The sequence below is a fragment of the Mesorhizobium sp. YIM 152430 genome (assembly GCF_029210365.1).
Classification (GTDB): Bacteria; Pseudomonadota; Alphaproteobacteria; order Rhizobiales; family Rhizobiaceae; genus Aliihoeflea.
On record NZ_JARGES010000020.1, the window covers coordinates 36,036 to 59,655 of the forward strand.

The following is a 23,620-nucleotide window of genomic DNA, read 5'->3' on the forward strand; positions in this document are numbered from 1 at the left end:
TGCGCGGGCCAACGCAATTAGAGCGGCTTCACATTTTTCGCGCGAGTTTCCATGCCGCTTGTGATCCGTCTGGTTCCCGTCATTTTCGTGCTGCTGTGGTCGACCGGCTTCATCGGCGCGCGCTATGCGATGCCCTGGGCCGAGCCCTTCGCCTTTCTCGCCGTGCGCTTTGCGCTGACCATCGCGCTTCTGGCGCTGCTTCTCCTGGCGATACGCTGGCGTGCCATGGATGGCCGGCAGGCGGTTCATGCGATGATCGCGGGCGCGCTGATGCACGGCGTCTATCTCGGCGGCGTCTTCTGGGCGATCCGCAACGATATGCCGGCGGGGCTCTCCGCGCTGATCGTCGGCCTGCAACCACTGGCAACCGCCATGATGGCGGCAGTTTTTCTGAGTGAGAAGTTGTCGGCAAGACATTGGGCGGGCATGGCGCTCGGCCTCGCCGGCGTCGCGATCGTGCTGGCGCCCAAGATCGGCGCGCTCGGCGGCGTGACGGCGGCGACGCTTCTGTCCTGTTTCCTCGCCATGCTCGCGATCAGCGCCGGAACGGTCTGGCAGAAGCGATTCGTGGCCAGCGGCGACCTCGTGGTGGGCACGATCTGGCAATATGTCGGCGGTGTCGCGGTGATGCTGGTCGCCACTTTCGCCTTCGAGACGCAGACCTACCGGCTCACCGGCGAACTGGTCTTCGCCATGGCCTGGCTGGTTCTGGTGCTCTCGCTCGGCGCGATTTTCCTGCTGATGTATCTCATCCGCGAAGGCGAGGTGGCCAAGGTCTCGTCGCTGTTCTTCCTCGTGCCCTCGGTGACCGCGCTCATCGCCTGGCTGCTCTTCGACGAGACGCTGAACGCATTGCAGATCGGCGGCATGGTGCTGACGACCATCGGCGTCGCGGTGGCGACGCGAAAGGCTCAGCCCGGAACGCGGGCGCGGGCCTCGAAATAGCGTTTCATCGCGGCATTGAGCTCTCCGCCCATGATGAAGATCACCGAGACTATGTAGAGGAAGACGAGCGCGATCATGATCGAGGCCAGCCCGGCATAGGTCGAGGCGTAGGACGAGAACTGCGACAGATAGCTGGCGAATGCCGTCGACCCGATCACCCAGCCGATCAGCGTGAAGAGGATGCCGGGCACGATGTCGACGAAGCGCCGCTTGCCGGCCGGCAGCCAGAAATGCACCGCCACGAGCCCGGTCACGATGACCAGCGAGGCGACGATGAAACGCCAGATCGTGATCGTACCCATATAGGGTTCGAGCCAGGGCACATGCTCCTGCGCGAGGTCGCCGATCAGCGGCGCGACGACCAGCAGCGCCGAGACGATGACGAAGCCGACCGTCGCGATGAACACGAAGGCGAGGCTTTGCAGCCGCAGCGTGAAGATCGAGCGCGTCTCGCTCACCCGGTAGGCCCGGTTGAGCGACACGCGCACCGCCTCGATCCCGTTCGAGGCGAAGAATGCCGCGATCACCACGCCGATGGTGAGGAAATCGCCGCGCTGCACGGTCAGGACGCTCGTCACCTCATAGGCGATCGGCGAGGCGATCTCCTCGGGCCATGTGTCGAAGACGAGGTGAACGGCCGTGTCGGCGAAGGCCTTGGCGCCGAGGAAGCTGGCGAGCGAAGTGGCGAAGATCAGGAACGGAAACAGCGCGAGCAGCGCCGACAGGGCCAGATGACTCGCCATCGCCCAGCCGTCGTCATTGTTGAAATGCCCGAGCGCATCGGAAAGCACCCGCTTCGTCGCGACAACCTGTCGGATCATCGTCGGACCAGCAAAGACATCGACCAATCCCAAGCCTCGAATGCTGTTGCAGATAAGTCCAAGATACGGCTTGCGCCATCTTGCGGTTTCATTCTCACGGGGTCTAGCGCGCCCTGCTTGCCCGAAACTCGACGCCAGTGAGACAATCGGCCGCCGCCACTGGAAGATTGCATGGCCGCGCTCCATAATGTCCGGCAATCACGTCTTCAAATGCGTGCCGCGCATTCCTCAACGTTTCGCGGCGCCTTTCTTTCCAGTCGGGAAAATCGATGTCCACCGTCTTCAACGTCATTGCCGTCCTGTTCATGGTCGCGGTCGCCTTCGTTCTCGTGCGCGGCCTGATCAACATGATGCGCGGCGGCTCCGGCAACACGTCCAACAAGCTGATGCAGGCGCGCGTCGTGCTTCAGTTCCTCGCGCTCGTCTTCGTCATGCTGGCGCTGTATTTCTCCCGTCAGGCCGGAGGCTGAGTTGGTCATCTTGAATCGCATCTACACGCGCACCGGCGACGACGGCACGACGGCGCTGGGCTCGGGCGAGCGCCGGCCGAAATTCGATCTGCGCGTCGCCTCCTACGGCACGGTCGACGAGGCCAATGCCTGCATCGGCATGGCCCGAATCCACACGCAGGGCGGGCATCCCGACATCGACGCCATGCTGGTGCGCATCCAGAACGACATGTTCGACCTCGGCGCCGACCTCGCTGCGCCGGACACCGGCGAACCCCTGCCCTATGAGCCGCTGCGGATCGTCGCCTCGCAGGTCGCACGCGTCGAGGCCGACATCGACGTCCTCAACAAGCGCCTCCAGCCCTTGCGCACCTTCGTCCTGCCGGGCGGCTCGCCCGCCGCGGCCGCGCTGCACCTCGCGCGCACCGTGACACGCCGCGCCGAGCGGATGATGGTGGAGCTGTCGCGCGTCGAGGGCGAGATCGTCGGCGCGGATGCGATCCGTTACATCAACCGCGTCTCCGATTTCCTCTTCGTCGCCGCCCGCGCCGTCAACGACGACGGCCGCGCTGACGTGCTGTGGGTCCCCGGCCAGAATCGCTGATGTTCATTCCGCTCCACGACGCCAATCGCTTGCGCTTCATCAAGGCGCAATATGTGACGGTCGGGCTGATCGCGGTGAACGTCATCGCCTATTTCTGGAGCGTGGCCGGCGGCTGGGAGGCGACGCAGGCTGCCGCCTATTCCTACGGATACATTCCCTCGGTCGCCTTCGATCATGTCGAACTTCCGCCCGAACTCCGCATTCTTCCCGGAGAGGCGTCCTACGTCACCTATGCATTCCTCCATGGCGACCTTTTGCATCTTGGCGGCAACATGCTGTTTTTGTGGGTCTTCGGCGACAATGTCGAGGACGCGATGGGGCATCTGAAGTTCTTCGTCTTCTACATCGCCTGCGCCGTTGCGGGCGCCTGGTTGCACGGCATGATGGCGCCGACCTCCGAAATCCCGCTGATCGGCGCGTCCGGCGCGGTCGCGGGCATCGTCTCGGCCTATCTGCTGCTCCATCCGCGCGTGAAGATCTGGGTGCTCGTTTTCGGCCGCCTGCCCTTGCGCATCCCGGCATGGATCGTGCTGGCGCTGTGGATCGGCTTCCAGTTCGTGATGTTCGCCCTTGCCGGAGAGGACCAGATTTCCTGGGCCGCCCATATCGGCGGCATCCTCGCCGGTGCGGTGTTGCTGGTGGTTCTGAAGCGTTCCGAGGTGCCGCTTCTCGACCGCCGGATCGTGACGCCCCAGGCCGCCGTGGTGGCGTCGGCGCCCGCGGATGCGACGCGTTCGCGCGGTCCGTGGCATCGGTAGAATTCAACCGTTTTGAGCGCCCGGCGCTCTATTGACGGTCATTCCGCCACAAACTACGGTCCGCCGCGATTGTGCCGGGCGGTCTGTTTCGATGCTGCCGTTCGGCTCCCGAATGTCGATTTCTGACAAGTGCTGCAACCCGCAACCTTGTTAGACGAAGACGCTGAATCCAAGGGAAAGGTCTCAAGCGAATGAAAGTTCTGGTCCCCGTCAAGCGGGTGGTGGATTACAACGTCAAGATCCGAGTCAAGGCGGACGGCTCGGGCGTCGACCTCGCCAATGTGAAGATGTCGATGAACCCGTTCGACGAAATCGCCGTCGAAGAGGCGATCCGCCTGAAGGAAGCCGGCAAGGCGGACGAGATCGTCGTCGTCTCCATTGGACCCCAGCAGGCCCAGGAAACGCTGCGCACGGCCCTTGCGATGGGCGCCGACCGCGCGATCCTCGTCAAGGTCGACGAGATCACCGAGCCGCTGACGGTCGCCAAGATCCTGAAGGGCGTCGTGGCTGAGGAGAATCCCGGCCTCGTCATTCTCGGCAAGCAGGCGATCGACGACGACGCCAACCAGACCGGCCAGATGCTCGCCGCCCTTCTGGGCTGGAGCCAGGCGACCTTCGCCTCGAAGATCGAGATCGAGGGCGACAAGGCCAAGGTGACGCGCGAAGTCGATGGCGGCCTGCAAACCATCGAAGCGAAGATGCCGGCCATCGTGACGACGGATCTGCGCCTGAACCAGCCGCGCTACGCCTCGCTGCCGAACATCATGAAGGCCAAGAAGAAGCCGCTCGACGAGAAGTCGGCCGCCGATTACGGCGTCGAGGTCAAACCGCGCCTGAAGGTCCTGAAGACTGAAGAGCCGGCCGGCCGCAAGGCGGGCGTGAAGGTCAAGGACGTGGCGGAACTCGTGTCCAGCCTCAAGTCCGCCGGCGTGCTTTGATCGACGAAGAATAGGAGAAAAAACGAAATGGCCATTCTTCTGATTGCCGAACACGACAACGCAACCCTTTCGGACCAGACCGCCAAGGCGCTTTCGGCAGCCGCCAAGATCGGCGGCGACGTCGACGTTCTGGTGGCGGGCAAGGGCGCGCAGGCGGCGGCCGACGCCGCCGGCAAGCTGGCAGGCGTGCGCAAGGTGCTCCTGGCCGAGGCCGACGAACTGGCCGAGCGACTCGCCGAACCGCTCGCGGCCCTCGTCGTCAAGCTCGCCGACGGCTACGACACGATCATCGCGCCGGCCACCACCATGGCCAAGAACGTGATGCCGCGCGTCGCCGCCCTCCTCGACGTGATGCAGCTTTCCGACATCGTCGAGGTTGTCTCCGCTGACACGTTCAAGCGCCCGATCTATGCCGGCAACGCGATCCAGACCGTGCAATCGACCGACGCCAAGCGCGTGATCACGGTCCGCACCGCCTCGTTCCAGGCCGCCGGCGAAGAAGGATCGGCTTCGGTGGAAAGCGTTTCGGCCGCCGACAATCCGGGCCTGTCGACCTTCGTCGAGAACCGCATCGCCGCCTCCGATCGTCCCGAACTGACCTCGGCGAAGATCATCATCTCGGGCGGGCGCGCGCTGGGTTCGAAGGAGAAGTTCGACGAGGTCATGCTGCCGATCGCCGACAAGCTCGGCGCGGCCGTCGGCGCAAGCCGCGCCGCCGTCGACGCCGGCTACGCGCCGAACGACTGGCAGGTCGGCCAGACCGGCAAGGTCGTCGCCCCCGAACTCTACATCGCGGCCGGAATTTCCGGTGCCATCCAGCACCTGGCCGGCATGAAGGACTCCAAGGTCATCGTCGCGATCAACAAGGACGAGGAAGCGCCGATCTTCCAGGTCGCCGATTACGGCCTCGTCGGCGATCTCTTCACCGTGCTGCCGGAGCTCGAAAAGGCGCTTTGACATCTGCGTCGGGAATTCATGCAAATGAAAGCGGGCGGGGCTGGACGAACCAGTTCCGCCCTTTTACTTTGCACCGCAATATGAAAAATGAGGCCGCCGCGATTTGACGGCGGCTCGACGGGATCACGAGCAATGACGGCTACAATCAGGACGATCGGCGTGGTCGGCGCCGGCCAGATGGGCGGCGGCATCGCGCATGTCGCGGCGATCTCGGGTTACAAGGTCAAGGTCTACGACATCTCGTCCGAGCGGATCGAATCCGGCATCGCAACGATCAGCGGCAACCTCGCCCGCCAGGTCCATTCCGGCAAGCTGGACGAGGACAGCCGCCGCAAGGCACTGTCGGCGATCGTTCCGGCCGCGGCGCTCGAGGATCTGGCCGATTGCGATCTCGTGATCGAAGCGGCGAGCGAAGACGAGACGATCAAGCGCAAGATTTATGCGCAGCTTTGTCCTCTCTTGAACCCCGAGGCGATTCTCGCCACCAACACCTCCTCGATCTCGATCACGCGCCTCGCCGCGCAGACCGACCGGCCGGAACGATTCATCGGCATTCATTTCATGAACCCGGTTCCGGTGATGAAGCTGGTCGAGCTCGTGCGCGGCATCGCGACCGAGGATTCGACCTTCGAGACCGCGCGCAGCTTCGTCGCAAGCCTCGACAAGACGATTACGGTCGCCGAGGATTTCCCCGCCTTCATCGTCAACCGCATCCTGCTGCCGATGATCAACGAGGCGATCTACACGCTCTATGAGGGCGTCGGTTCGGTCGAGGCGATCGACACGGCGATGAAGCTTGGCGCGAACCACCCGATGGGGCCGCTGCAACTTGCAGATTTCATCGGGCTCGATACCTGCCTGTCGATCATGCAGGTTCTCTACGAAGGGCTGGCGGACTCGAAATATCGCCCCTGTCCGCTTCTGGTTAAATATGTCGAAGCCGGCTGGCTGGGGCGCAAGTCGGGACGCGGCTTTTACGACTATCGCGGCGAGCATCCCGTTCCCACGCGCTGAGCCGCGTGGCTCCGATCGCGCATCGCTCCAAGCATTTGCAACCTAAAGGTTAGGCAAGCCTAAATTATGGCAATTTTGCAACTTCGCCAGATTTAGGACGCGATCACGTCACAGTTTACCTGCGGTTGTGCAACTTTGCGCTACTCCTCCCGTTGCTGCGTCGTTCTAAAACTGGAGGGTTATCCCATGAAGCGCATTCTCATCGGCCTGGCCGCAACTTTCGCCGCCAGCTCCGCCATGGCGGCTGACGTCATCTACAGCGAACCGGCCCCCATGCCCATGGGCATGGTGTCCAGCATGAGCTGGGCCGGTTTCTATGCCGGCATCCAGGCGGGCTACGGCTTCGGCTCGACCGGACAGATCCAGCTCGATCCGTTCACCTTCGGTCCGCTCGTCACCGCCTTCACGCCTCCCGGCGCCGCTCCCGGTTCGAGCTTCAACGCCAATGGCGACTTCGACAACGGCTTCGTCGGCGGCGTCCATATCGGTTATGACTGGCAGGCCGGCAACATCGTCTATGGCGCGATCCTCGACATCAACTACACCGATCTCGGTGACGAGCAGCGCGCCTTCTCGCGCACTCCGGCCGAATACGTCATCTCGCGCGATCTCGACTATCTCGCCACCTTGCGCGGTCGTCTCGGCTATGCGTTCAGCGACAACCTGCTCGGCTACGTCACCGGCGGTCTGGCCTATGGCGACGTCGACTTCAGCTACCGTCAGCCCGGCTCCGGGGCGACCTTCACCACGTCCGGCGGCCAGAGGAACGACTTCGGCTACACGGTCGGCGGCGGTGTCGAAGCCCGCGTGACCCAGAACTGGTCGATCGGCCTCGAATATCTCTACACCGATCTCGGCCGCAACGACTTCCGCGCCGACCTGCAAGGCGGCCCCTTCGGCGGTGCCGGCGGCGCAGCGGGCAGCAATCCGGGCGGCACCACGCTGACCGGCACGGACAGCCGCTTCGACTTCCACACGGTCACGGCGAAGATTTCCTACCGCTTCTGATCTGACTGGACATCATCAATGAAGGAAGGCCGGCTCGCTCTCAGCCGGCCTTTTTCATGTCTGCGTCCGCGCCTGCCTCGACCCGGTTTCGCCCGAGGCGCTTGGCTTCGTAGAGGCGCTGGTCCGCGAGCGAGAAGAGATCGCGGAACTTGGCCCTGCCCGAAAATGCGGTGCAGCCGACGCTGATCGTCAGGCGATGCTGCGCTCCGTCGATGTCGAGCGGAGCGGCCGCGACCGCATGGCGGATTCGTTCGGCGATCCGAACCGCCTGCTCCGGCGCGACGCCGCCGAGCAGGACCGCGAATTCTTCGCCGCCCATCCGCCCGACGAGATCACCCTGACGCACGCAGCTTCTGATTACAGACGCGATGCGAATGAGGGCAAGGTCGCCCTGGTGATGCCCGTAGAGGTCGTTGACCTGCTTGAAATGGTCGGCGTCGATGACCAACAGCGCTCCCTGGGCGTCCGCCTCGTTCTCGTCGAGGAGCTGCTCGACATTGCCCACCAGCGCGCGCCGGTTGAGGCACTTCGTTAGGTGATCCGTTGAGGCAAGCTCGGCGAGCTGATGGTTGGCGCTCGCAAGCTCGCGAAGTTTCAGGGTCAGATAGAAGAACAGCGGGCCGGCCAGGATGATCGGCAGCACGGTCGCGCTGATCAGCCCCTGGCGCAGCGCGAGCGCGTCCATGTGCCGGAAGGCGAGCCAGTTCCAGGCGAGCGAGATCGCAAGGCAGCCGAGCGTGCCAAGGATGGTCCAGCGGGCAAGCATCAAGGCACCGCGGCGCGATATCCTCGTCTGTCCTGCAATGGCAATTGCGCTTCGCGTCAAGCCGGACCTCCTCCAACGTCAGCTCTCGCCGGATATTGGGGGTGACGAATGAACATTCGGTTAGACCTGGGCCGAACTTTCGCGCAGGCTGGCGCAACCGATGTTAACCGGCTGCGAAAATCCGGTTTCTCAAGGCTTTACAAACCGAAACGCAGATTGGAATATCGCCGCCAATCCGGGCTCATTCAGATCCGGGCGAAACCTAAAACTCAGGAACACTCTCCAAAGGGAGGCATATCATATGTCCAATTTCCGCAAGATCTTCGCCGCTTCGGTGGCTGGCGCCGCGCTTCTCGCCGCTGGCGCCGCTTCCGCACAGGAAGAGATCAATGTCGGCATCATTCTCGGCTTCACCGGACCGCTGGAAAGCATCACGCCGAGCATGGCCGCCAGCGCCGAACTCGCCTTCTCGGAAGTCAACGAGAGCGGTCTTCTGCTTGATGGCGCCACGCTGACGCCGGTTCGCGCCGACTCGACCTGCATCGACAACGCCGCCGCATCCGCCGCCGCCGAGCGCCTCGTGACGACCGACAACGTTTCCGCCATCATGGGCGCCGACTGCTCGGGCGTGACGATCGGCATCGCCAACAGCGTTGCCGTGCCGAACGGCGTGGTGATGGTTTCGCCGTCGGCGACCTCGCCGGCCCTGACCGACATCGACGACAATGGCTACTTCTTCCGCACCGCGCCTTCCGACGCCCGCCAGGGCGTGGTCCTGACCGAAGTCCTGACCTCGCAGGACATCACTTCGGTCGCTGTTTCCTACACCAATAATGACTACGGCAAGGGCTTCTCCGATGCCTTCGTCGCGGCATTCGAGGAAGCTGGTGGAACGGTCACGATCGCAGCCCCCCATGATGACGGCAAGGGCGACTATTCGGCTGAAGTCGGTGCGCTCGCCGCGGCCGGCGGCGACGTTCTCGTCGTGCTCGGCTATGTCGACCAGGGCGGCGTCGGCATCATCCGCTCGGCAGTCGACACCGGCGCGTTCGATCGCTTCGCGCTCGGCGACGGCATGTACGGCCAGAGCCTGATCGATGCGATCGGCGACGACCTCGAAGGCACGATCGGCGTTCTGCCGGGTGCCGAGGGCGAAGGCTCGGAAATGTTCGCGACCATCGCGGGCGAAGCCGGCATCGACCCGACCAGCTCCTACACCGGCGAAAGCTACGACGCCGGCGCGCTGATCGCACTCGCCATCCAGAAGGCCGGCTCGGCCGACCGCACCGCCATTCGTGATGCGCTGCTCGAAGTCGCCAACGGCCCAGGCGAGCCGATCCTGCCGGGCGAACTCGCCAAGGGCTTGCAGATCCTCAAGGACGGCGGTGATGTCGACTATATCGGTGTCACCAATGTCGAGTTGATCGGTCCCGGCGAAGCGGCCGGCACCTACCGCGAATACGTCGTCGAAGGCGGCGAGTTCAAGACGGTCGGCTTCCGCTGATCTGAAGGCGGTCGTGTAAGATTATGGCCCGGCGACGACCTCGCCGGGCCATTTTCGTTCAAAATGGTCGCACTCGCGAGTGTGTTTGGGTCGCGCACTCGACTTTTGCTCTTGCACTCGCTATTGGCGCTCCCACGAATTGCGGGGCGTCAGGCCGTAGTCCTGCAAATCCGACGAGGAGAGGCGTCAGGAACCGTGGTGAAAGCCGCAGCCTGTGTGTGCTGCAAGGCTGACCCAGCGGATGCGAGCCCCTCTCACGACGGCACAATCAAGAAAAACCTCGGCCGAGGGGAATTGCATGATCAAGGTAGACGATCTGCATATGCACTTTGGAGGCATCAAGGCGGTCGATGGCGCAAGCATCGAAATCGCCAAGGGCTCCATCACGGGCCTGATCGGCCCGAATGGCGCCGGCAAGACGACGCTCTTCAACGTGATCGCAGGCCATTACAAACCCACCTCCGGCAAGGTCTGGCTCGACGGTCAGGACATCACCGGACTGCCACCGCACGAGCTCTTCCACATGGGGCTTCTGCGGACCTTCCAGATCGCGCACGAATTCTCGACGCTGACCGTGCGCGAGAACCTGATGATGGTCCCGCCCGCCCAGCCCGGCGAGACGCTGGTCGACGTGTGGCTGCGTCCTTCCAAGGTGCGCGAGCGCGAGGCCGAGGTGCGCAGACGCGCCGACGAGGTGATCGAGTTTCTCGAAATCAGCCATGTCGCGGACGAACTCGCCGGAAACCTGTCCGGCGGCCAGAAAAAGCTGCTGGAACTCGGCCGCACAATGATGGTGGACGCCAAGATCGTCTTCCTCGACGAGGTCGGCGCCGGCGTCAACCGCACGCTCCTGAACACGCTGGGCGACGCCATCGTGCGGCTCAACAAGGAACGCGGCTACACCTTCTGCATGATCGAGCACGACATGGACTTCATCGGCCGCCTCTGCGACCCGGTGATCGTGATGGCCGAGGGCCGCGTGCTGATCGAAGGCAAGGTTGACGAGGTCAAGGCCAACGAGCAGGTGATCGAAGCCTATCTCGGCACCGGGCTCAAGCAACGCCCACCCAAGGCCAAGCAGGGAGGCGTGGCATGAGCTTCCTCATCGGCGAGAACATGACCGGCGGCTATGGCGGCGCGGACATTCTCCACTCCTGCTCCATAGCCGTCGAAAAGGGCGAGATCGCCGTCATCGTCGGCCCCAACGGTGCCGGCAAGTCGACGGCGATGAAGGCGATGTTCGGAATGCTGGGCCTGCGCGAGGGCCAGGTGCGCCTCGGCGACAAGGACATCACCAAGCTTTCGCCGCAGGACCGCGTCGTCGCCGGCATGGGTTTCGTGCCGCAGACCTCGAACGTCTTCGTGACGATGAGCGTCCAGGAAAACCTCGAAATGGGCGCCTATATCCGCAAGGACGACTTCGCCGACACCATGGCGCAGGTCTTCGACCTGTTCCCGATCCTCAAGGAGAAGCGCAAGCAGCCGGCCGGCGAATTGTCGGGCGGTCAGCGCCAGCAGGTGGCCGTCGGCCGCGCCCTGATGACGCAGCCCTCCGTGCTGATGCTCGACGAACCGACCGCCGGCGTCTCGCCGATCGTCATGGACGAGCTCTTCGACCGCATTCTCGACGTCGCCGCCACCGGCATCGCCGTGATGATGGTCGAGCAGAATGCTCGTCAGGCGCTCGCCATCGCCGACCGCGGCTATGTGCTCGTCCAGGGCCGCAACCGCTTCACCGATACCGGCGAAGCCCTTCTCGCCAATCCCGAGGTTCGCGCCTCGTTCCTGGGAGGTTGACGATGGACTTTCTCAATGCCCTCGTCATGTTCGCCAACTTCGTGTTCCTGCCGGGTCTTGCCTATGGCGCGCAGCTCGCGCTCGGCGCGCTCGGCATCACGCTGGTCTTCGGCATCCTGCGCTTTTCCAACTTCGCCCATGGCGACCTGATGGCGTTCGGCACCATGATCACCATTCTGGTGACCTGGTGGCTGATCGGCATGGGCGTCACGCTCGGGCCGTTGCCGACGGCGCTTCTCGCGCTGCCCATCGGCATCGTCGGCGCCGTCATCATGGCGCTGATCATCGACCGGACCGTTTTCCGCTTCTACCGCCAGCAGCGGTCCGCATCGATCGTCCTGGTCATGGCGTCAGTCGGCGTCATGTTCATCCTGAACGGCATCGTCCGGCTCGTCATCGGGCCGAACGAGCAGCGTTTCGCCGATGGCGAACGCTTTCTGATCACCGTCCGCGAGTTCCGCGAGTGGACGGGGCTCGCCGAAGGGCTGGCGATCCGTCTGCCGGTCGCGATCACCGTGGTCGTCGCCGTCGTCGTCGTCGTCGCGCTGTTCTGGTTCCTCACCTATTCGCGCACGGGCAAGGCCATGCGCGCCTATTCGGACAATGAGGACCTGGCACTGCTTTCGGGCATCGACCCCGACAAGGTGGTTCGCGTCACCTGGGTGATCGCGGCGGCACTGGCGACGATCGCCGGCGTTCTCTACGGTCTCGACAAGAGCTTCCGCCCCTTCACCTATTTCCAGCTCCTGCTGCCGATGTTCGCGGCCGCCATCGTCGGCGGCATCGGGCAACCGATCGGTGCGATCGCAGGCGGGTTCGTCGTCGCCTTTTCGGAAGTGACTTTGACCTATGCCTACAAGCGCGTTCTGGAATATCTGGGCTTTGCGCCGGAAGGGCTCGTCCAGCTCCTGTCGACCGAATACAAGTTCGCGATTTCCTTCGTGATCCTCGTCATCGTCCTGTTGATTAGACCGACGGGCATTTTCCGGGGGAGAGTGCTGTGAGCAATCGAAACCGCATCATCGTCCTTTATTCGATCATGGCCGGCCTGCTGCTGCTCGTGGGCTTCGGCCAGAGCTGGACGCTCAGCCTGACTATCCTCAATTTGTGCCTGATCTCGGCGATCATGGCGCTGGGCGTCAACATCCAGTGGGGTTATGCCGGCCTCTTCAATGTCGGCATCATGGGCTTTGCCGCGCTTGGGGGGCTCGCCGGCATAGTCGTCTCCATGCCGCCGGTGCCCGGCGCATGGTCCGCCGGCGGAACGGGCATCGGCCTCACCATCATCGCGCTCATCGGCACGATCGGCCTGATCGTGCTTGCCCGCAGGAACATTCATGGCAGGAAGGGCAATTTCGTCGCGATCCTGATCGCGGTGGCGGGCTACTTCGTCATCCGCCACTTCTTCGATCCGGCCGTCGCCGCGATCGAAAGCTATGACGCGGCACGGACAGGTTATCTGGGCGGTCTCGGCCTGCCGATCCTCTTCTCCTGGCTCGTCGGCGGCGTCTTCGCCGCGGGCGCGGCCTGGATGGTCGGCAAGATCGCGCTCGGCCTGCGCGCCGACTATCTGGCGATCGCCACGCTCGGCATTTCGGAGATCATCATCGCCGTCCTGCGCAACGAGGAATGGCTGACCCGCGGCGTCAAGAACGTCTCGGGCCTGCCGCGCCCCGTCGCCTACGAGGTGCAGTTGCAGCAGGCGCCGTGGTTCCTCGACCTGGCGACGACGCTGAACCTCCACCCGGTCTTCGCCTCGGCGATCTATGTGCGACTGTCCTACGCGATCCTGTTCGCCATCGTCCTGATCATCATCATGTTCCTGGCCGAGCGTGCGCTGAACTCGCCCTGGGGGCGCATGATGCGCGCGATCCGCGACAATCGCGACGCGGCGGAAGCGATGGGCAAGGACGTGACCCGGCGCCACCTCCAGGTCTTCATCCTCGGCTCGGCGGTGGTCGGCATTGCCGGCGCCATGCTGACGACGCTCGACGGCCAGTTCACGCCCGGCCAGTACCAGCCGCTGCGCTTCACCTTCCTGATCTGGGTGATGGTGATCGTCGGCGGCTCCGGCAACAATTGGGGCGCGGTGCTCGGCGGCTTCCTGATCTGGTTCGTCTGGGTCGAGGCCGAACCGGTCGGCGGCTGGGTGATGTCGGTCCTGACCTCGGGCATGGACCCGACCAATCCGCTGCGCTTGCAACTCGTCGACGCCGCGCCCTATATGCGGCCGCTGATGATGGGACTGATCCTGCTGCTCGTCCTGCGGTTCAGCCCGCGCGGGCTGATCCCCGAGCGCACCGCTCGACCGAAGCACTGAAAATGAAAAAGGGCGCCGCGCGGCGCCCTTTTTGCGCTGCGATCAAAGCGCCGCTTCGATCAGCCTTTTCGCATCATCGCTCGCCCATTCGGCCGGACCGTTCATATGGCCGAGCAGGCAGCCATCGGCGTCGACGAGCAGCGTCACCGGCAGGCCGACGGCAAGATTGCGGCGCTTCAGGTCGTTGAAGAGGCCGAGCGTGCTGTCGCGGTAATAGGCAAGCCGGTCGACGCCCGTTTCTTCGAGGAACGCTTTCGGCTTCGTGTCGTCGCCGGTGTCGATATTGACGGCCACCACCTCGAAATCCTCGCCGCCCATCTCGGCCTGAAGCTGGTTCAGCGCCGGCATTTCCTCGCGGCAGGGCGCGCACCATGTCGCCCACAGATTGACCAGCGTCACCTTGCCGAGATCGGAAAGCCGCATCGGCTGACCGTCGGGATCGTTGAAGGCGAGGTCGGAGACGAGGCGCGGCGGATCGGCCGGCAGCATCGCGGCGACTTCGCCGGTGATCAGCGGATCGAGGGCTGCGACCTTATCCGTCTTCGCCTCGCAGGCGGCGACGGCCTGGGGATCGGGCACCGCACCCGCCACCATCGGCGCATTGTTGCCAGAGGGGCCACCCATCACGTATACGCCGAGCGCACCGGCAAGAACGCCGGCGACGGCCGCGATCCCGATCAGTCGGCCCGCCGGAAGGTTCGATTTGCCATCAGCCATATGTCTATCTCCGGGGATGCGGATATCACTATGAGCGAGAAGAAGGCCAGCAACCAGATGTGGGGCGGACGATTTGCCTCGGGTCCCGCCGCCATCATGGAAGCGATCAACGCCTCGATCGGCTTCGACAGGAAACTCTATGCACAGGACATCCGCGGTTCGCTCGCCCAGGCCGACATGCTGGCCGAAACCGGCATCATTTCGACCGAAGACCGCGACAGAATCGCGCAAGGGCTGAAGCAGATCCTCGGCGAGATCGAGGCCGGCACGTTCGAATTTTCCGCCCGTCTCGAGGACATCCACATGAATGTCGAGGCGCGGCTCGCCGACCTGATCGGCCCTGCCGCCGGACGGCTCCATACCGCGCGCTCGCGCAACGACCAGGTGGCGACGGACTTCCGTCTTTGGGTCAAGGAGGAGTTGCAGCGCACCGACGCGGCGCTCGTTCGTCTGATCGAGACGTTCTTGAAACGCGCCGAAGAACACGCCGCGACCGTGATGCCGGGCTTCACGCACCTCCAGACGGCGCAGCCGGTGACCTTCGGCCACCACTGCATGGCCTATGTCGAGATGTTCGGCCGCGACCTTTCGCGCGTGCGCGACGCCGTCGAACGCATGGACGAAAGCCCGCTCGGCGCGGCGGCGCTGGCCGGCACCGGCTTCCCCATCGACCGGCAGATGACGGCAAAGGCGCTCGGTTTCCGCGAGCCGACCCGCAATTCCATCGACACCGTATCCGATCGCGACTTCGCGCTGGAATTCCTCTCGACGGCCTCAATCTGCGCCACGCATCTGTCGCGGCTGGCCGAGGAGATCGTCATCTGGTCGACGCCGCAATTCGGCTTCGTGCGCCTGTCGGATCAGTTCTCGACCGGCTCGTCGATCATGCCGCAGAAGAAGAACCCGGACGCCGCCGAGCTGATCCGCGCCAAGACCGGCCGCATCAACGGCCACATGATCGCGCTCCTGACGGTGATGAAGGGCCTGCCGCTCGCCTATTCCAAGGACATGCAGGAAGACAAGGAAGCCGTTTTCGACGCCGCCGAGACTCTCGACCTGATGATCGCGGCGATGACCGGCATGATCGCCGACATGGAGATCCAGACGGCGGCGATGAAGAAGGCGGCGGGCGCCGGCTATTCGACTGCGACCGACCTTGCCGACTGGCTGGTGCGCGAGGCGGGCCTGCCCTTCCGCGAGGCGCATCACGTCACCGGCCGCGCCGTGGCGCTGGCCGAAAGCCGCAAGACGACGCTCGACAAGCTGACCATCGACGAACTCAAATCGATCGACGGGCGCATCACCGACGGCATCTTCCAGGTGCTCTCCGTACAGGCTTCGGTGAAGAGCCGCACCTCCTTCGGCGGGACGGCCCCGCAGGAAGTGCGCCGCCAGATCCGCTACTGGACGAAGCGGCTGAAACAGGATGCAACGCGGCGCAAAAGCCGCTAAAGACGAAACTCAAATCGCATCGATCCGGACGAGCTTCATGGCATCTGGCAGATTCTTCGCTTCCCTCGCGCTTCTGGCGGCCATCGTCATCGGCGTCTCGGCCTGCGGACGTCGCGGCCCGCTCGAGACGCCCTATGAGGCCGCCGTCGAGGCACGACAGGAGGCTATCGATAGGGGCGAGCCTGCACCGCCCGAGCCGACGCCGCCGGTCGCCGACCGGCCCTTCATCCTCGACCGCCTGCTCTAAGAAGCGACGCAATTGAACCATTTCGAATACAGGAACGGCGTCCTTCACGCCGAAGACGTCTCGCTACTCGACATCGCGGCGGAAGTCGGCACGCCCTTCTACTGCTATTCGACCGCGACGCTCGAGCGTCACTACACCGTCTTCGCCGATGCTTTCGCCGACATGGACGCGCTCGTCTGCTACGCGATGAAGGCCAACTCCAACCAGGCGGTATTGAAGACGCTGGCGAAGCTGGGCGCCGGCGCAGACGTCGTTTCCGAAGGCGAGTTGCGCCGCGCACTCGCCGCCGGCATACCTGCCGACAAGATCGTTTTCTCCGGCGTCGGCAAGACTGCGGGCGAGATGGATTTCGCGCTTCAGGCCGGCATCCACTGCTTCAACGTCGAATCGGAGCCGGAACTCGAGCTTCTGTCCGAACGCGCGCAGGCCGCCGGCAAGATCGCGCAGATCTCGCTGCGCATCAATCCCGACGTCGACGCGAAGACGCACAGCAAGATTTCGACCGGCAAGGCCGAAAACAAATTCGGCATCGCTCTCGCACGCGCCCGCGACACCTACAGGCGTGCTGCCGGGTTGCCGGGGTTGAGGATTGTCGGCGTCGACACCCATATCGGCAGCCAGATCACCGAATTGCAGCCTTTCGACGATGCCATCGCGCTGATGGTCGAACTCGCCGGCCAGTTGCAGGCGGACGGTCACCGGATCGAGCATATCGACGTCGGCGGCGGGCTCGGCATTCCCTACCGGATCGACAACGCCCCGCCGCCGCTGCCCGATGCCTATGCGCAGATGGTACGCCGCCGGCTGAAGCCGCTCGGCCTCAAGGTGATCTTCGAGCCCGGCCGCCTGATCGCCGGCAATGCCGGAATTCTGGTCAGCCAAATCGTATTTCTGAAGGAAGGCGACGCCAAGAACTTCCTGATCGTCGATGCGGCGATGAACGATCTGATCCGTCCGACGCTCTACGACGCCTTCCACGACATCCGGCCGGTCGTCGAGCAACCCAGCGACGCACCGCGCATGAAGGTCGACATCGTCGGCCCCGTCTGCGAGACAGGCGACTATCTGGGGCACGACCGCGATCTGCCGAAGATGAAGGCCGGTGATTTGATCTGCGTCTCGACCGCCGGCGCCTATGGCGCCGTGCAGGCGGGCACCTACAACACGCGGCTTCTGGTGCCCGAAATGCTCGTTTCCGGCGACCGCTTCCATGTCGTGCGCCCGCGTCCGACCTATGACGAGCTGATCGGCCTCGACTCGGTTCCCGACTGGCTCTGAACGGACGGGAGCCGGTTTCACGATTTAGTGGTCGGCCTCGCCTTCGCCGCGTTTGCTGTTATCCTTGAAACCGATACCGCCCGAAAAGCGGATGAAGCGGACGGCTGATGGCATTTGACCTCAAAAGACTGAGCGACTTTCTCAAACGCGGGCCGATCGTCGGCCTGCGGCGCACGCGCGCCGCGACCCGCGCGACGATACTCGTCGAGCGTCTCTGGCCGCTCCTCCTGCCCCTCGCGATCGTCGTCTCGCTCTTTGTCAGCCTGTCATGGCTCGGCGTCTTTCGCGCGCTGCCGGACTGGCCGCGTCTGGGCCTCGTCGGCTTGTTCACGCTCGCCGGCCTTGCCGCGCTCTGGCCATTGCGGTTGTTCCGCAGCCCCGGCGCCGGCGAGATCGACCGGAGGATCGAGACGTCCAACGCGCTCCGCCACGCCCCGCTGCGCAGCCAGGACGACAAGCTCGCCGGCAGGGACGATCCGTTCGCCGCCGCGCTCTGGCAGGAGCATCGCAAGCGCCTCGCTGGTGATCTGAAGGGATTGAGGGGCGAACTGCCGCGCACGGGCATTCCCGATCGCGATCCATGGGCGCTCAGGGCCATCGCGCCGCTTCTGCTCGTCGTCGCCTTCGCCTATTCGCTCGGGCCGGGCGGCGGCGCGTTGACCGACGGGTTTCGCGCCGCGGCAGGACAGCAGACAATCCCGCCGCGTATCGATGCCTGGGTGACGCCGCCGGCCTATACCGGCAAGGCGCCGCTCTACATGACCGCCGACGCCAACCAGGGACAGAGCCTCTTCACCGTGCCCGAGGGCTCGATCGTCGCGGTGCGGGTCACCGGCGGCACCGGCACCGAAAGGCTGAGCTATCTCGACGCCCACACGGCCGAGGAAACGGCTCTGGAGGCAGGCGCCGGCGCAACGCCCGTGACCGCCGCGAACCGTGCCGGCGCCGCGCAGACCGTCACGCAGTTCTCGGGCACCCTCGCCGCCGACGGGCTCCTGTCCCTGCGCCCGAGCGAGGAAGGTGACGAAATCGCCAACTGGTCGTTTACCGTGACGCCCGACGCCGCGCCGCAGATCCGCTTCGCGGAAGAACCGACGCGGGCCGTCAACGGCGCGCTGCAACTGACCTACGAGGTCGAGGACGATTACGGCGTCGTCGCGGCGCAGACCCTGTTCGAGCCGGCCGATCCGGCGCCCGACGCGCGCCCGCTCTACGAAGCGCCGGAAATGCGGCTGACCTTGCCACGCCGGCGCGGCAGCGAAATCGTCGCCCGCACCTCACGCGATCTGACCGAGCATCCATGGGCCGGCACGCTGGTCGATCTGACACTGGAAGCCGAGGACGGCGCGGCCCAGACCGGCCGCAGCGAGGTCGAACGCTTCACCTTGCCCGAGCGCCCCTTCACCAATCCGCTGGCGATGGCTCTGGTGGAACAGCGGCAGCTTCTCGCCCTCGACGCGAACGCCAAGCGCCGCGTCCTCGACCTGATGGACGCCATCACGCTGCGGCCCGAGGACACGATCCCCGAACTGACGCACTATCTGGGAATCATGTCTGCGCGGTCGCGCCTCGATGAAGCGCGATCCGACGATCAGTTGCGCGGCGTCGCCGACTATCTGTGGGAAATCGCCGTCACCATCGAGGACGGCTCGCTGACCGACGCAGAGCGCCGCTTGCGCATGGCGCAGGAAGCGTTGCGCGAGGCGCTGGAGGAAGGCGCATCCGACGAGGAAATCGAGCGATTGATGGCCGAGTTGCGCGAGGCGATGCAGGAATTCCTGCGCGAATTCGCCGAGCGCGCCATGCAGAACCCCGAGCAGGCCATGCCGATGCCGCAGGACGGGCAGGAAATGCGCCAGAGCGATCTCGAACGCATGATGGACCAGATCGAGCAACTGGCGAAGTCGGGCGCGCGCGACGAGGCGCAGCAATTGCTTTCGCAGCTTCAGGACATGATGAACAACCTGCAAGCCGGCCGCCAGCAGCAGCAAGGCGGCGAGCAAAGCGAGATGCGCCAGCAGATGGACCAGCTTGGCGAGATCATGCGCCGCCAGCAGGAACTGATGAACGAGACTTTCCAGATGCAGCAGGGCCAGCAACAGCCAGGTCAACAAGGCCAGCAGGGCGAAGGCGGCCAGATGTCGCCGGAGGACTTCGCCGATGCCATGCGCCAGTTGCAGCAAGGCCAGGGTCAACTCCGCCAGGATCTCGAAGCGATGATGGACGCGCTCGAAGGCATGGGACTCCAGCCCGGCGAAGGCTTTGGCGAATCCGGCGAGGCGATGGACCGTGCGGGCGAATCGCTGGGCGAAGGCCAGGGCGAACGGGCCGTCGGCGAACAGGGCCAGGCGCTCGAAGCCCTGCGCCGTGGCGCGCAGGACATGATGCAGCAGATGCAGCAGGCGATGGAAGGCGAAGGCGGCGGCCAGCAGCCCGGCGGGCGCAGCCGGCAGGGCGCCGACCGCGATCCGCTCGGCCGTCCGCGCGCGACGACCGGCCCCGACTTCGGCGACACGGTGCGCGTGCCCGACGAGATCGACGTGCAGCGCGCACGCCGCATTCTCGAAGCGATCCGCGAGCGGCTGGGCAACGCGCTCAGCCCGGAACTGGAGCGTGACTACTTGGAGCGGTTGCTGGAGATGCGGTAGGGACGGTTAAATCGCAATCGTCACGGACGGCGAGACGCCGACGCCTAATGTGTCAGTGCGCGCGACACGGCCGATCGGATGTCGGCGAGCGTGAACGGCTTGTCGACGACATCGATTACGACCTGGTCCAGATCGCCCGCGCGCTCGCGCTGGTCGGCAAAGCCGGTCATCAGCAGGATGCGCAGCGAGGGAAACGACGCCTTGGCCTCCTTCGCCATCTCGATTCCATCCATTGCCGGCATCCTGATGTCGGACAGGACGAGGTCGAACCCGCCCGCGTCGCGCGTGATGATTTCCAGTCCCTCCAGACCGTCTTCCGCCATCTCGACCTGATGGCCGTCGACGGAAAGCGCGCGCGCCGTGAAGGTGCGCACGGAGGCATCGTCCTCGACGACGAGAATGCGCTTCATTCGGCATCTCCCTTGACCACGCCCACGAAGGGCAGTTCGCGAAATGCGTGCGCGACGTCCATGCCGTAGCCGACGACGAAATAGTCCGGGCATTCGAAACCTGTGAAATCGGCGTCGAGATCGGTCTGGCGGCGCATCGTCTTGTCGAGAAGGACGGCGATGGAAACGCTCTTGGCCCCGCGCGACAGCATCAGTTCGCGCGTGAATTTCAGCGTCTTGCCCGATTCCAGAATGTCGTCGATCAGGAGCACGTCGCGTCCCGCGACCTCGTTGTCGATGTCGCGCAGGACACGCACCTCCCCGCTGGTCGTGCCCGCGCCGTAGCTGGAAATGAAGATGAACTCGACTTCCGGCGACAGGCCGGTGTCGTGCATCGCGCGGATGAGATCGGCTGCGAAGATGAACGAGCCCTTGAGAATGGAGATCACGAGCAGATCGTCATAGTGACGCTCGGCGATTTCCTTGGCGAGTTCCAGATTGCGCCGCGCGATCGCGGATGCGGAGTAGAGAATTTCGATATCCTTGCCGCGGACGACGGGCATTAGCGGCTTCCTTCCTGAAAAGTGATCGACACGGACGCGACGCCGTTTCTAGGCGCATCGAGGCGGCTGGAAAAGCCGTGCGCCTGCCCCGGCGCCAGGACGGACTGATTCGTCCCCAGATGATAGCGCAGCGTCGGACCGTCGGCCTCCGCGACGGAAATGACGATGGGCGGAAGCGTGACCGGCTCGCCGCCACCATTGCGGACCGCACCCTCGACCAGAAGGTAGGAGCGGCCGTCCAGCCTTTCGATCCGGCTCGTCACGCCCTCGATCCGCAGCGCCTGCGCCGGCGCATTGCGGATCGTCTCGGCCAGTGGTCCCAGAACCATGCGATGACCGCCCGAAATCCAGAATGCGAGGAAAGCCGCGAGCAGAACGGTCGACCAGAACAGCAGCGGTCCGGCCTTGGTGCGGCTGCCCTCATGCGCACCGAACCCGGAAAAGCGATTTATCGGCAGCACCGGATCGCCGGTCGCATGGCGTGCGTTCTTTGCGCGCGAGGGCGATTCGGCGGGCAGGACTTCACCCGCGACGAGCCTTGGCTGATCGGGACCGCCCTGCATCTGCGCGTCCATCTCCTGCGACACTGATCCGACCGGCATAAGGACAAATGGTTAAGGCTTCGCTTGGCCGCACTTCGCCGCGACGATCCTTAACGCCTCGTTAACCATAGCGGACCAAGGTCGTCTGGCGCCTGGCTGTGCGTGGTTCGTGATTCCGGTGAAGGTCGGTGCGGTGATTCAGTTCGAAAATGTCGGCTTGCGCTATGGAATGGGCACGGAAGTGCTGCGCGACGTCTCGTTCCAGGTGCCGCCGCGCTCGTTCCAGTTCCTGACCGGGCCGTCCGGTGCCGGCAAGACGACGCTTCTGCGCCTGCTCTTCATGTCGCTGAAGCCGACGCGCGGGCTGATCTCGGTGTTCGGCAAGGATCGCGCGCGGATCTCGCCGCGCGAACTGCCGCTGATGCGCCGGCGGATCGGCGTCGTGTTCCAGGATTTTCGCCTGCTCGACCATCTGACCACCTACGAGAATGTCGCGCTGCCGCTGCGCGTGCGCGGTCGCGACGAAGCGAGCTACCGGCAGGACGTGATCGAACTCTTGAAATGGGTCGGACTCGGCGAACGGATGCACGTCCTTCCGCCGGTTCTCTCCGGCGGTGAAAAGCAGCGCGCGGCGATCGCGCGCGCGCTCATCGAGCAGCCCGACGTGCTTTTGGCGGACGAACCGACCGGCAATGTCGATCCGCCGCTCGCCCGCCGGCTGCTGCGGCTTTTCATGGAACTGAACCGGCTCGGCACCGCCGTCATCATCGCCACCCACGACCTGACCCTGATGGATCAGGTCGACGCACGGCGCATGGTGCTGACCGGCGGCAGGCTCGACATCTATGACTGAGATCGCCGAGCGCGCCACCGCCCTCCCCGCCCGGGCCGCCGCCCGGCGTGCGCCAACGCCGATCGTTCCGGCCCAGAACGTCGCCGGCACCGCGCTGATCGTCGTCATCGCCATCATGACGTTTCTGTCCTGCCTGACGCTCGGCGCGGTGACATTGGTGCGCGATTCCTCCAGCGCCTGGCAGACCGAGATTTCCCGCGAGGCGACCATCCAGATCAAGCCGGGCGACGATTTGGACATGGATGCCTCGCTCGTCGCGGCGCAGGGCCTCGCAGCCGGTTTTGCCGGCGTGCGAAGCGCCTCGATCGTGGACGAGGACGCGACGGCCCGCCTGCTCGAGCCGTGGCTCGGGACCGGGCTCGATCTCGACGAACTGCCGGTGCCGCGTCTCGTGATCGTGACCATCGACCCGAATTCGCCGCCCGATTTCGCCACGATGCGCACGCTTCTGGCCGAACAGGTGCCGGGCGCCGCGCTCGACGACCACCGCACCTGGGCCGATCGGCTCGTCGCGATGGCACGCACGACGGTCGCGATCGGTCTTGCGATCCTCGGCCTGATGCTGGCGGCGACCGTGCTGACGGTCGTCTTCGCCACGCGCGGGGCGATGGACGGCAACGGCCACATCATCGAAGTGCTGCATTTCGTCGGCGCCGAAGCCCGATTCATCGCACGCGAATTTCGCCGCCATTTCCTCCTGACCGGGTTGAAGGGCGCTACGATCGGCGGTGTCGCCGCGATCATCGTCTTCGTCGGCTTTTCGATCTGGTCCTCCGCCAATCTGGCGACGCCGGAAGGTGATCAGGCCGCGGCGCTCTTCGGCAATTTCGCCATTGGCTTCACCGGCTATGCCGGCGTGGCGCTCGTGGCCGCCACCGTGACGATCCTGACCGGGGCCACCACCCATGTCACCGTCGCGGCCTATCTTTCCGAACTCGACGGTCGCCAGCACGACTGACGGCTGGCGAATGGAAATCTTTTGTGTGCTCATGCGTTTAAAGGCACTACCCTTGGGTCCCTTCGCCGCGTAACGATGGGCGACAATATCTG

Annotated in this window: 25 protein-coding genes; 19 read left to right on the plus strand and 6 right to left on the minus strand. The window is 64.7% G+C overall.

Annotation, left to right across the window (positions count from 1 at the left end):
* Nucleotides 1-51 precede the first annotated feature (51 nt).
* Complete coding sequence (locus tag PZ895_RS05430; protein WP_275837995.1) at nucleotides 52-945, plus strand: DMT family transporter; 894 nt, start codon at nucleotides 52-54, stop codon at nucleotides 943-945.
* On the opposite strand, the gene PZ895_RS05435 is transcribed toward PZ895_RS05430, so the two are convergent.
* On the minus strand, nucleotides 912-1,766 hold the full coding sequence (locus PZ895_RS05435; RefSeq protein ID WP_275837996.1) for a YihY/virulence factor BrkB family protein: 855 nt from the start codon (nucleotides 1,764-1,766) through the stop codon (nucleotides 912-914). The two genes, PZ895_RS05430 and PZ895_RS05435, sit on opposite strands and share 34 nt — an antisense overlap.
* A 269-nt stretch (nucleotides 1,767-2,035) precedes the next feature.
* Here PZ895_RS05435 and PZ895_RS05440 point away from each other — a divergent pair, with 269 nt between their 5' ends.
* The 7 genes from PZ895_RS05440 to PZ895_RS05470 all read left to right on the plus strand — a co-directional run bounded on the left by PZ895_RS05440 (nucleotide 2,036) and on the right by PZ895_RS05470 (nucleotide 7,494).
* Nucleotides 2,036-2,236 (plus strand): twin transmembrane helix small protein, encoded by a 201-nt coding sequence (locus tag PZ895_RS05440; protein WP_275837998.1) that lies wholly within the window; start codon nucleotides 2,036-2,038, stop codon nucleotides 2,234-2,236.
* 1 nt (nucleotide 2,237) lies between these two features.
* Nucleotides 2,238-2,819 carry a cob(I)yrinic acid a,c-diamide adenosyltransferase gene (locus PZ895_RS05445; protein WP_275837999.1) on the plus strand — a complete coding sequence of 194 codons (582 nt, stop codon included), beginning with the start codon at nucleotides 2,238-2,240 and terminating at the stop codon, nucleotides 2,817-2,819.
* Nucleotides 2,819-3,577 (plus strand): rhomboid family intramembrane serine protease, encoded by a 759-nt coding sequence (locus PZ895_RS05450; RefSeq protein ID WP_275838000.1) that lies wholly within the window; start codon nucleotides 2,819-2,821, stop codon nucleotides 3,575-3,577. The genes PZ895_RS05445 and PZ895_RS05450 overlap by 1 nt, the downstream gene beginning before the upstream one ends.
* 191 nt (nucleotides 3,578-3,768) lie before the next feature.
* Nucleotides 3,769-4,515 (plus strand): electron transfer flavoprotein subunit beta/FixA family protein, encoded by a 747-nt coding sequence (locus tag PZ895_RS05455; RefSeq protein WP_275838001.1) that lies wholly within the window; start codon nucleotides 3,769-3,771, stop codon nucleotides 4,513-4,515.
* Nucleotides 4,516-4,542: 27 nt separating this feature from the next.
* The gene (locus PZ895_RS05460) at nucleotides 4,543-5,472 is read left to right on the plus strand and encodes an electron transfer flavoprotein subunit alpha/FixB family protein (protein WP_275838002.1); all 930 of its coding nucleotides are present in this window, start codon (nucleotides 4,543-4,545) and stop codon (nucleotides 5,470-5,472) included.
* Between the two features lie 132 nt (nucleotides 5,473-5,604).
* Nucleotides 5,605-6,486, plus strand: coding sequence for a 3-hydroxybutyryl-CoA dehydrogenase (locus PZ895_RS05465; protein WP_275838003.1), 882 nt, complete (start codon nucleotides 5,605-5,607; stop codon nucleotides 6,484-6,486).
* 186 nt (nucleotides 6,487-6,672) lie between these two features.
* The gene (locus PZ895_RS05470; protein WP_275838004.1) at nucleotides 6,673-7,494 is read left to right on the plus strand and encodes an outer membrane protein; all 822 of its coding nucleotides are present in this window, start codon (nucleotides 6,673-6,675) and stop codon (nucleotides 7,492-7,494) included.
* A gap of 40 nt (nucleotides 7,495-7,534) precedes the next feature.
* Here the strand turns inward: PZ895_RS05470 and PZ895_RS05475 are convergent, their stop codons facing one another.
* Nucleotides 7,535-8,320, minus strand: a complete 786-nt coding sequence (locus tag PZ895_RS05475) for a GGDEF domain-containing protein (RefSeq protein ID WP_275838005.1) — start codon at nucleotides 8,318-8,320, stop codon at nucleotides 7,535-7,537.
* 241 nt (nucleotides 8,321-8,561) lie between these two features.
* Here PZ895_RS05475 and PZ895_RS05480 point away from each other — a divergent pair, with 241 nt between their 5' ends.
* The 5 genes from PZ895_RS05480 to PZ895_RS05500 all read left to right on the plus strand — a co-directional run bounded on the left by PZ895_RS05480 (nucleotide 8,562) and on the right by PZ895_RS05500 (nucleotide 13,881).
* Nucleotides 8,562-9,764: an ABC transporter substrate-binding protein gene (locus PZ895_RS05480; protein WP_275838006.1), complete on the plus strand. Its 1,203-nt coding sequence runs from the start codon at nucleotides 8,562-8,564 to the stop codon at nucleotides 9,762-9,764.
* A 298-nt stretch (nucleotides 9,765-10,062) separates the two neighbouring features.
* On the plus strand, nucleotides 10,063-10,860 hold the full coding sequence (locus tag PZ895_RS05485; protein ID WP_275838007.1) for an ABC transporter ATP-binding protein: 798 nt from the start codon (nucleotides 10,063-10,065) through the stop codon (nucleotides 10,858-10,860).
* The gene (locus PZ895_RS05490; protein ID WP_275838008.1) at nucleotides 10,857-11,561 is read left to right on the plus strand and encodes an ABC transporter ATP-binding protein; all 705 of its coding nucleotides are present in this window, start codon (nucleotides 10,857-10,859) and stop codon (nucleotides 11,559-11,561) included. The genes PZ895_RS05485 and PZ895_RS05490 overlap by 4 nt, the downstream gene beginning before the upstream one ends.
* A 2-nt stretch (nucleotides 11,562-11,563) precedes the next feature.
* Nucleotides 11,564-12,565, plus strand: coding sequence for a branched-chain amino acid ABC transporter permease (locus tag PZ895_RS05495; protein WP_275838009.1), 1,002 nt, complete (start codon nucleotides 11,564-11,566; stop codon nucleotides 12,563-12,565).
* On the plus strand, nucleotides 12,562-13,881 hold the full coding sequence (locus PZ895_RS05500) for a branched-chain amino acid ABC transporter permease (RefSeq protein WP_275838010.1): 1,320 nt from the start codon (nucleotides 12,562-12,564) through the stop codon (nucleotides 13,879-13,881). The genes PZ895_RS05495 and PZ895_RS05500 overlap by 4 nt, the downstream gene beginning before the upstream one ends.
* 42 nt (nucleotides 13,882-13,923) lie before the next feature.
* On the opposite strand, the gene PZ895_RS05505 is transcribed toward PZ895_RS05500, so the two are convergent.
* Nucleotides 13,924-14,598, minus strand: a complete 675-nt coding sequence (locus PZ895_RS05505; protein WP_275838011.1) for a TlpA disulfide reductase family protein — start codon at nucleotides 14,596-14,598, stop codon at nucleotides 13,924-13,926.
* Nucleotides 14,599-14,628: 30 nt separating this feature from the next.
* Between PZ895_RS05505 and argH the strand changes: the two genes are divergently transcribed.
* From argH to PZ895_RS05525, 4 genes are all read left to right on the plus strand, one after another.
* Nucleotides 14,629-16,050, plus strand: coding sequence for an argininosuccinate lyase (gene argH, locus PZ895_RS05510; protein ID WP_275838012.1), 1,422 nt, complete (start codon nucleotides 14,629-14,631; stop codon nucleotides 16,048-16,050).
* Nucleotides 16,051-16,087: 37 nt separating this feature from the next.
* Entirely contained in the window at nucleotides 16,088-16,297 is a 210-nt protein-coding gene (locus PZ895_RS05515) for a lipoprotein (RefSeq protein WP_275838013.1), read from the plus strand.
* A 12-nt stretch (nucleotides 16,298-16,309) separates the two neighbouring features.
* Complete coding sequence (lysA, locus tag PZ895_RS05520) at nucleotides 16,310-17,575, plus strand: diaminopimelate decarboxylase (protein WP_275838014.1); 1,266 nt, start codon at nucleotides 16,310-16,312, stop codon at nucleotides 17,573-17,575.
* 107 nt (nucleotides 17,576-17,682) lie between these two features.
* Complete coding sequence (locus PZ895_RS05525; RefSeq protein ID WP_275838016.1) at nucleotides 17,683-20,223, plus strand: TIGR02302 family protein; 2,541 nt, start codon at nucleotides 17,683-17,685, stop codon at nucleotides 20,221-20,223.
* A gap of 44 nt (nucleotides 20,224-20,267) precedes the next feature.
* On the opposite strand, the gene PZ895_RS05530 is transcribed toward PZ895_RS05525, so the two are convergent.
* Genes PZ895_RS05530 through PZ895_RS05540 form a run of 3 tightly spaced genes read right to left on the minus strand, consistent with a single transcriptional unit; the run spans nucleotide 20,268 to nucleotide 21,762 of the window.
* The gene (locus PZ895_RS05530; protein ID WP_275838018.1) at nucleotides 20,268-20,633 is read right to left on the minus strand and encodes a response regulator; all 366 of its coding nucleotides are present in this window, start codon (nucleotides 20,631-20,633) and stop codon (nucleotides 20,268-20,270) included.
* On the minus strand, nucleotides 20,630-21,175 hold the full coding sequence (hpt, locus tag PZ895_RS05535) for a hypoxanthine phosphoribosyltransferase (protein ID WP_275838019.1): 546 nt from the start codon (nucleotides 21,173-21,175) through the stop codon (nucleotides 20,630-20,632). The genes PZ895_RS05530 and hpt overlap by 4 nt, the downstream gene beginning before the upstream one ends.
* Nucleotides 21,175-21,762 (minus strand): hypothetical protein, encoded by a 588-nt coding sequence (locus PZ895_RS05540; RefSeq protein WP_275838021.1) that lies wholly within the window; start codon nucleotides 21,760-21,762, stop codon nucleotides 21,175-21,177. The genes hpt and PZ895_RS05540 overlap by 1 nt, the downstream gene beginning before the upstream one ends.
* A 148-nt stretch (nucleotides 21,763-21,910) precedes the next feature.
* Between PZ895_RS05540 and ftsE the strand changes: the two genes are divergently transcribed.
* Nucleotides 21,911-22,570 (plus strand): cell division ATP-binding protein FtsE, encoded by a 660-nt coding sequence (ftsE, locus tag PZ895_RS05545; protein WP_275838022.1) that lies wholly within the window; start codon nucleotides 21,911-21,913, stop codon nucleotides 22,568-22,570.
* Nucleotides 22,563-23,528 (plus strand): ABC transporter permease, encoded by a 966-nt coding sequence (locus tag PZ895_RS05550; RefSeq protein WP_275838023.1) that lies wholly within the window; start codon nucleotides 22,563-22,565, stop codon nucleotides 23,526-23,528. Before ftsE ends, PZ895_RS05550 begins: the two co-directional genes overlap by 8 nt.
* Nucleotides 23,529-23,620: the final 92 nt, after the last annotated feature.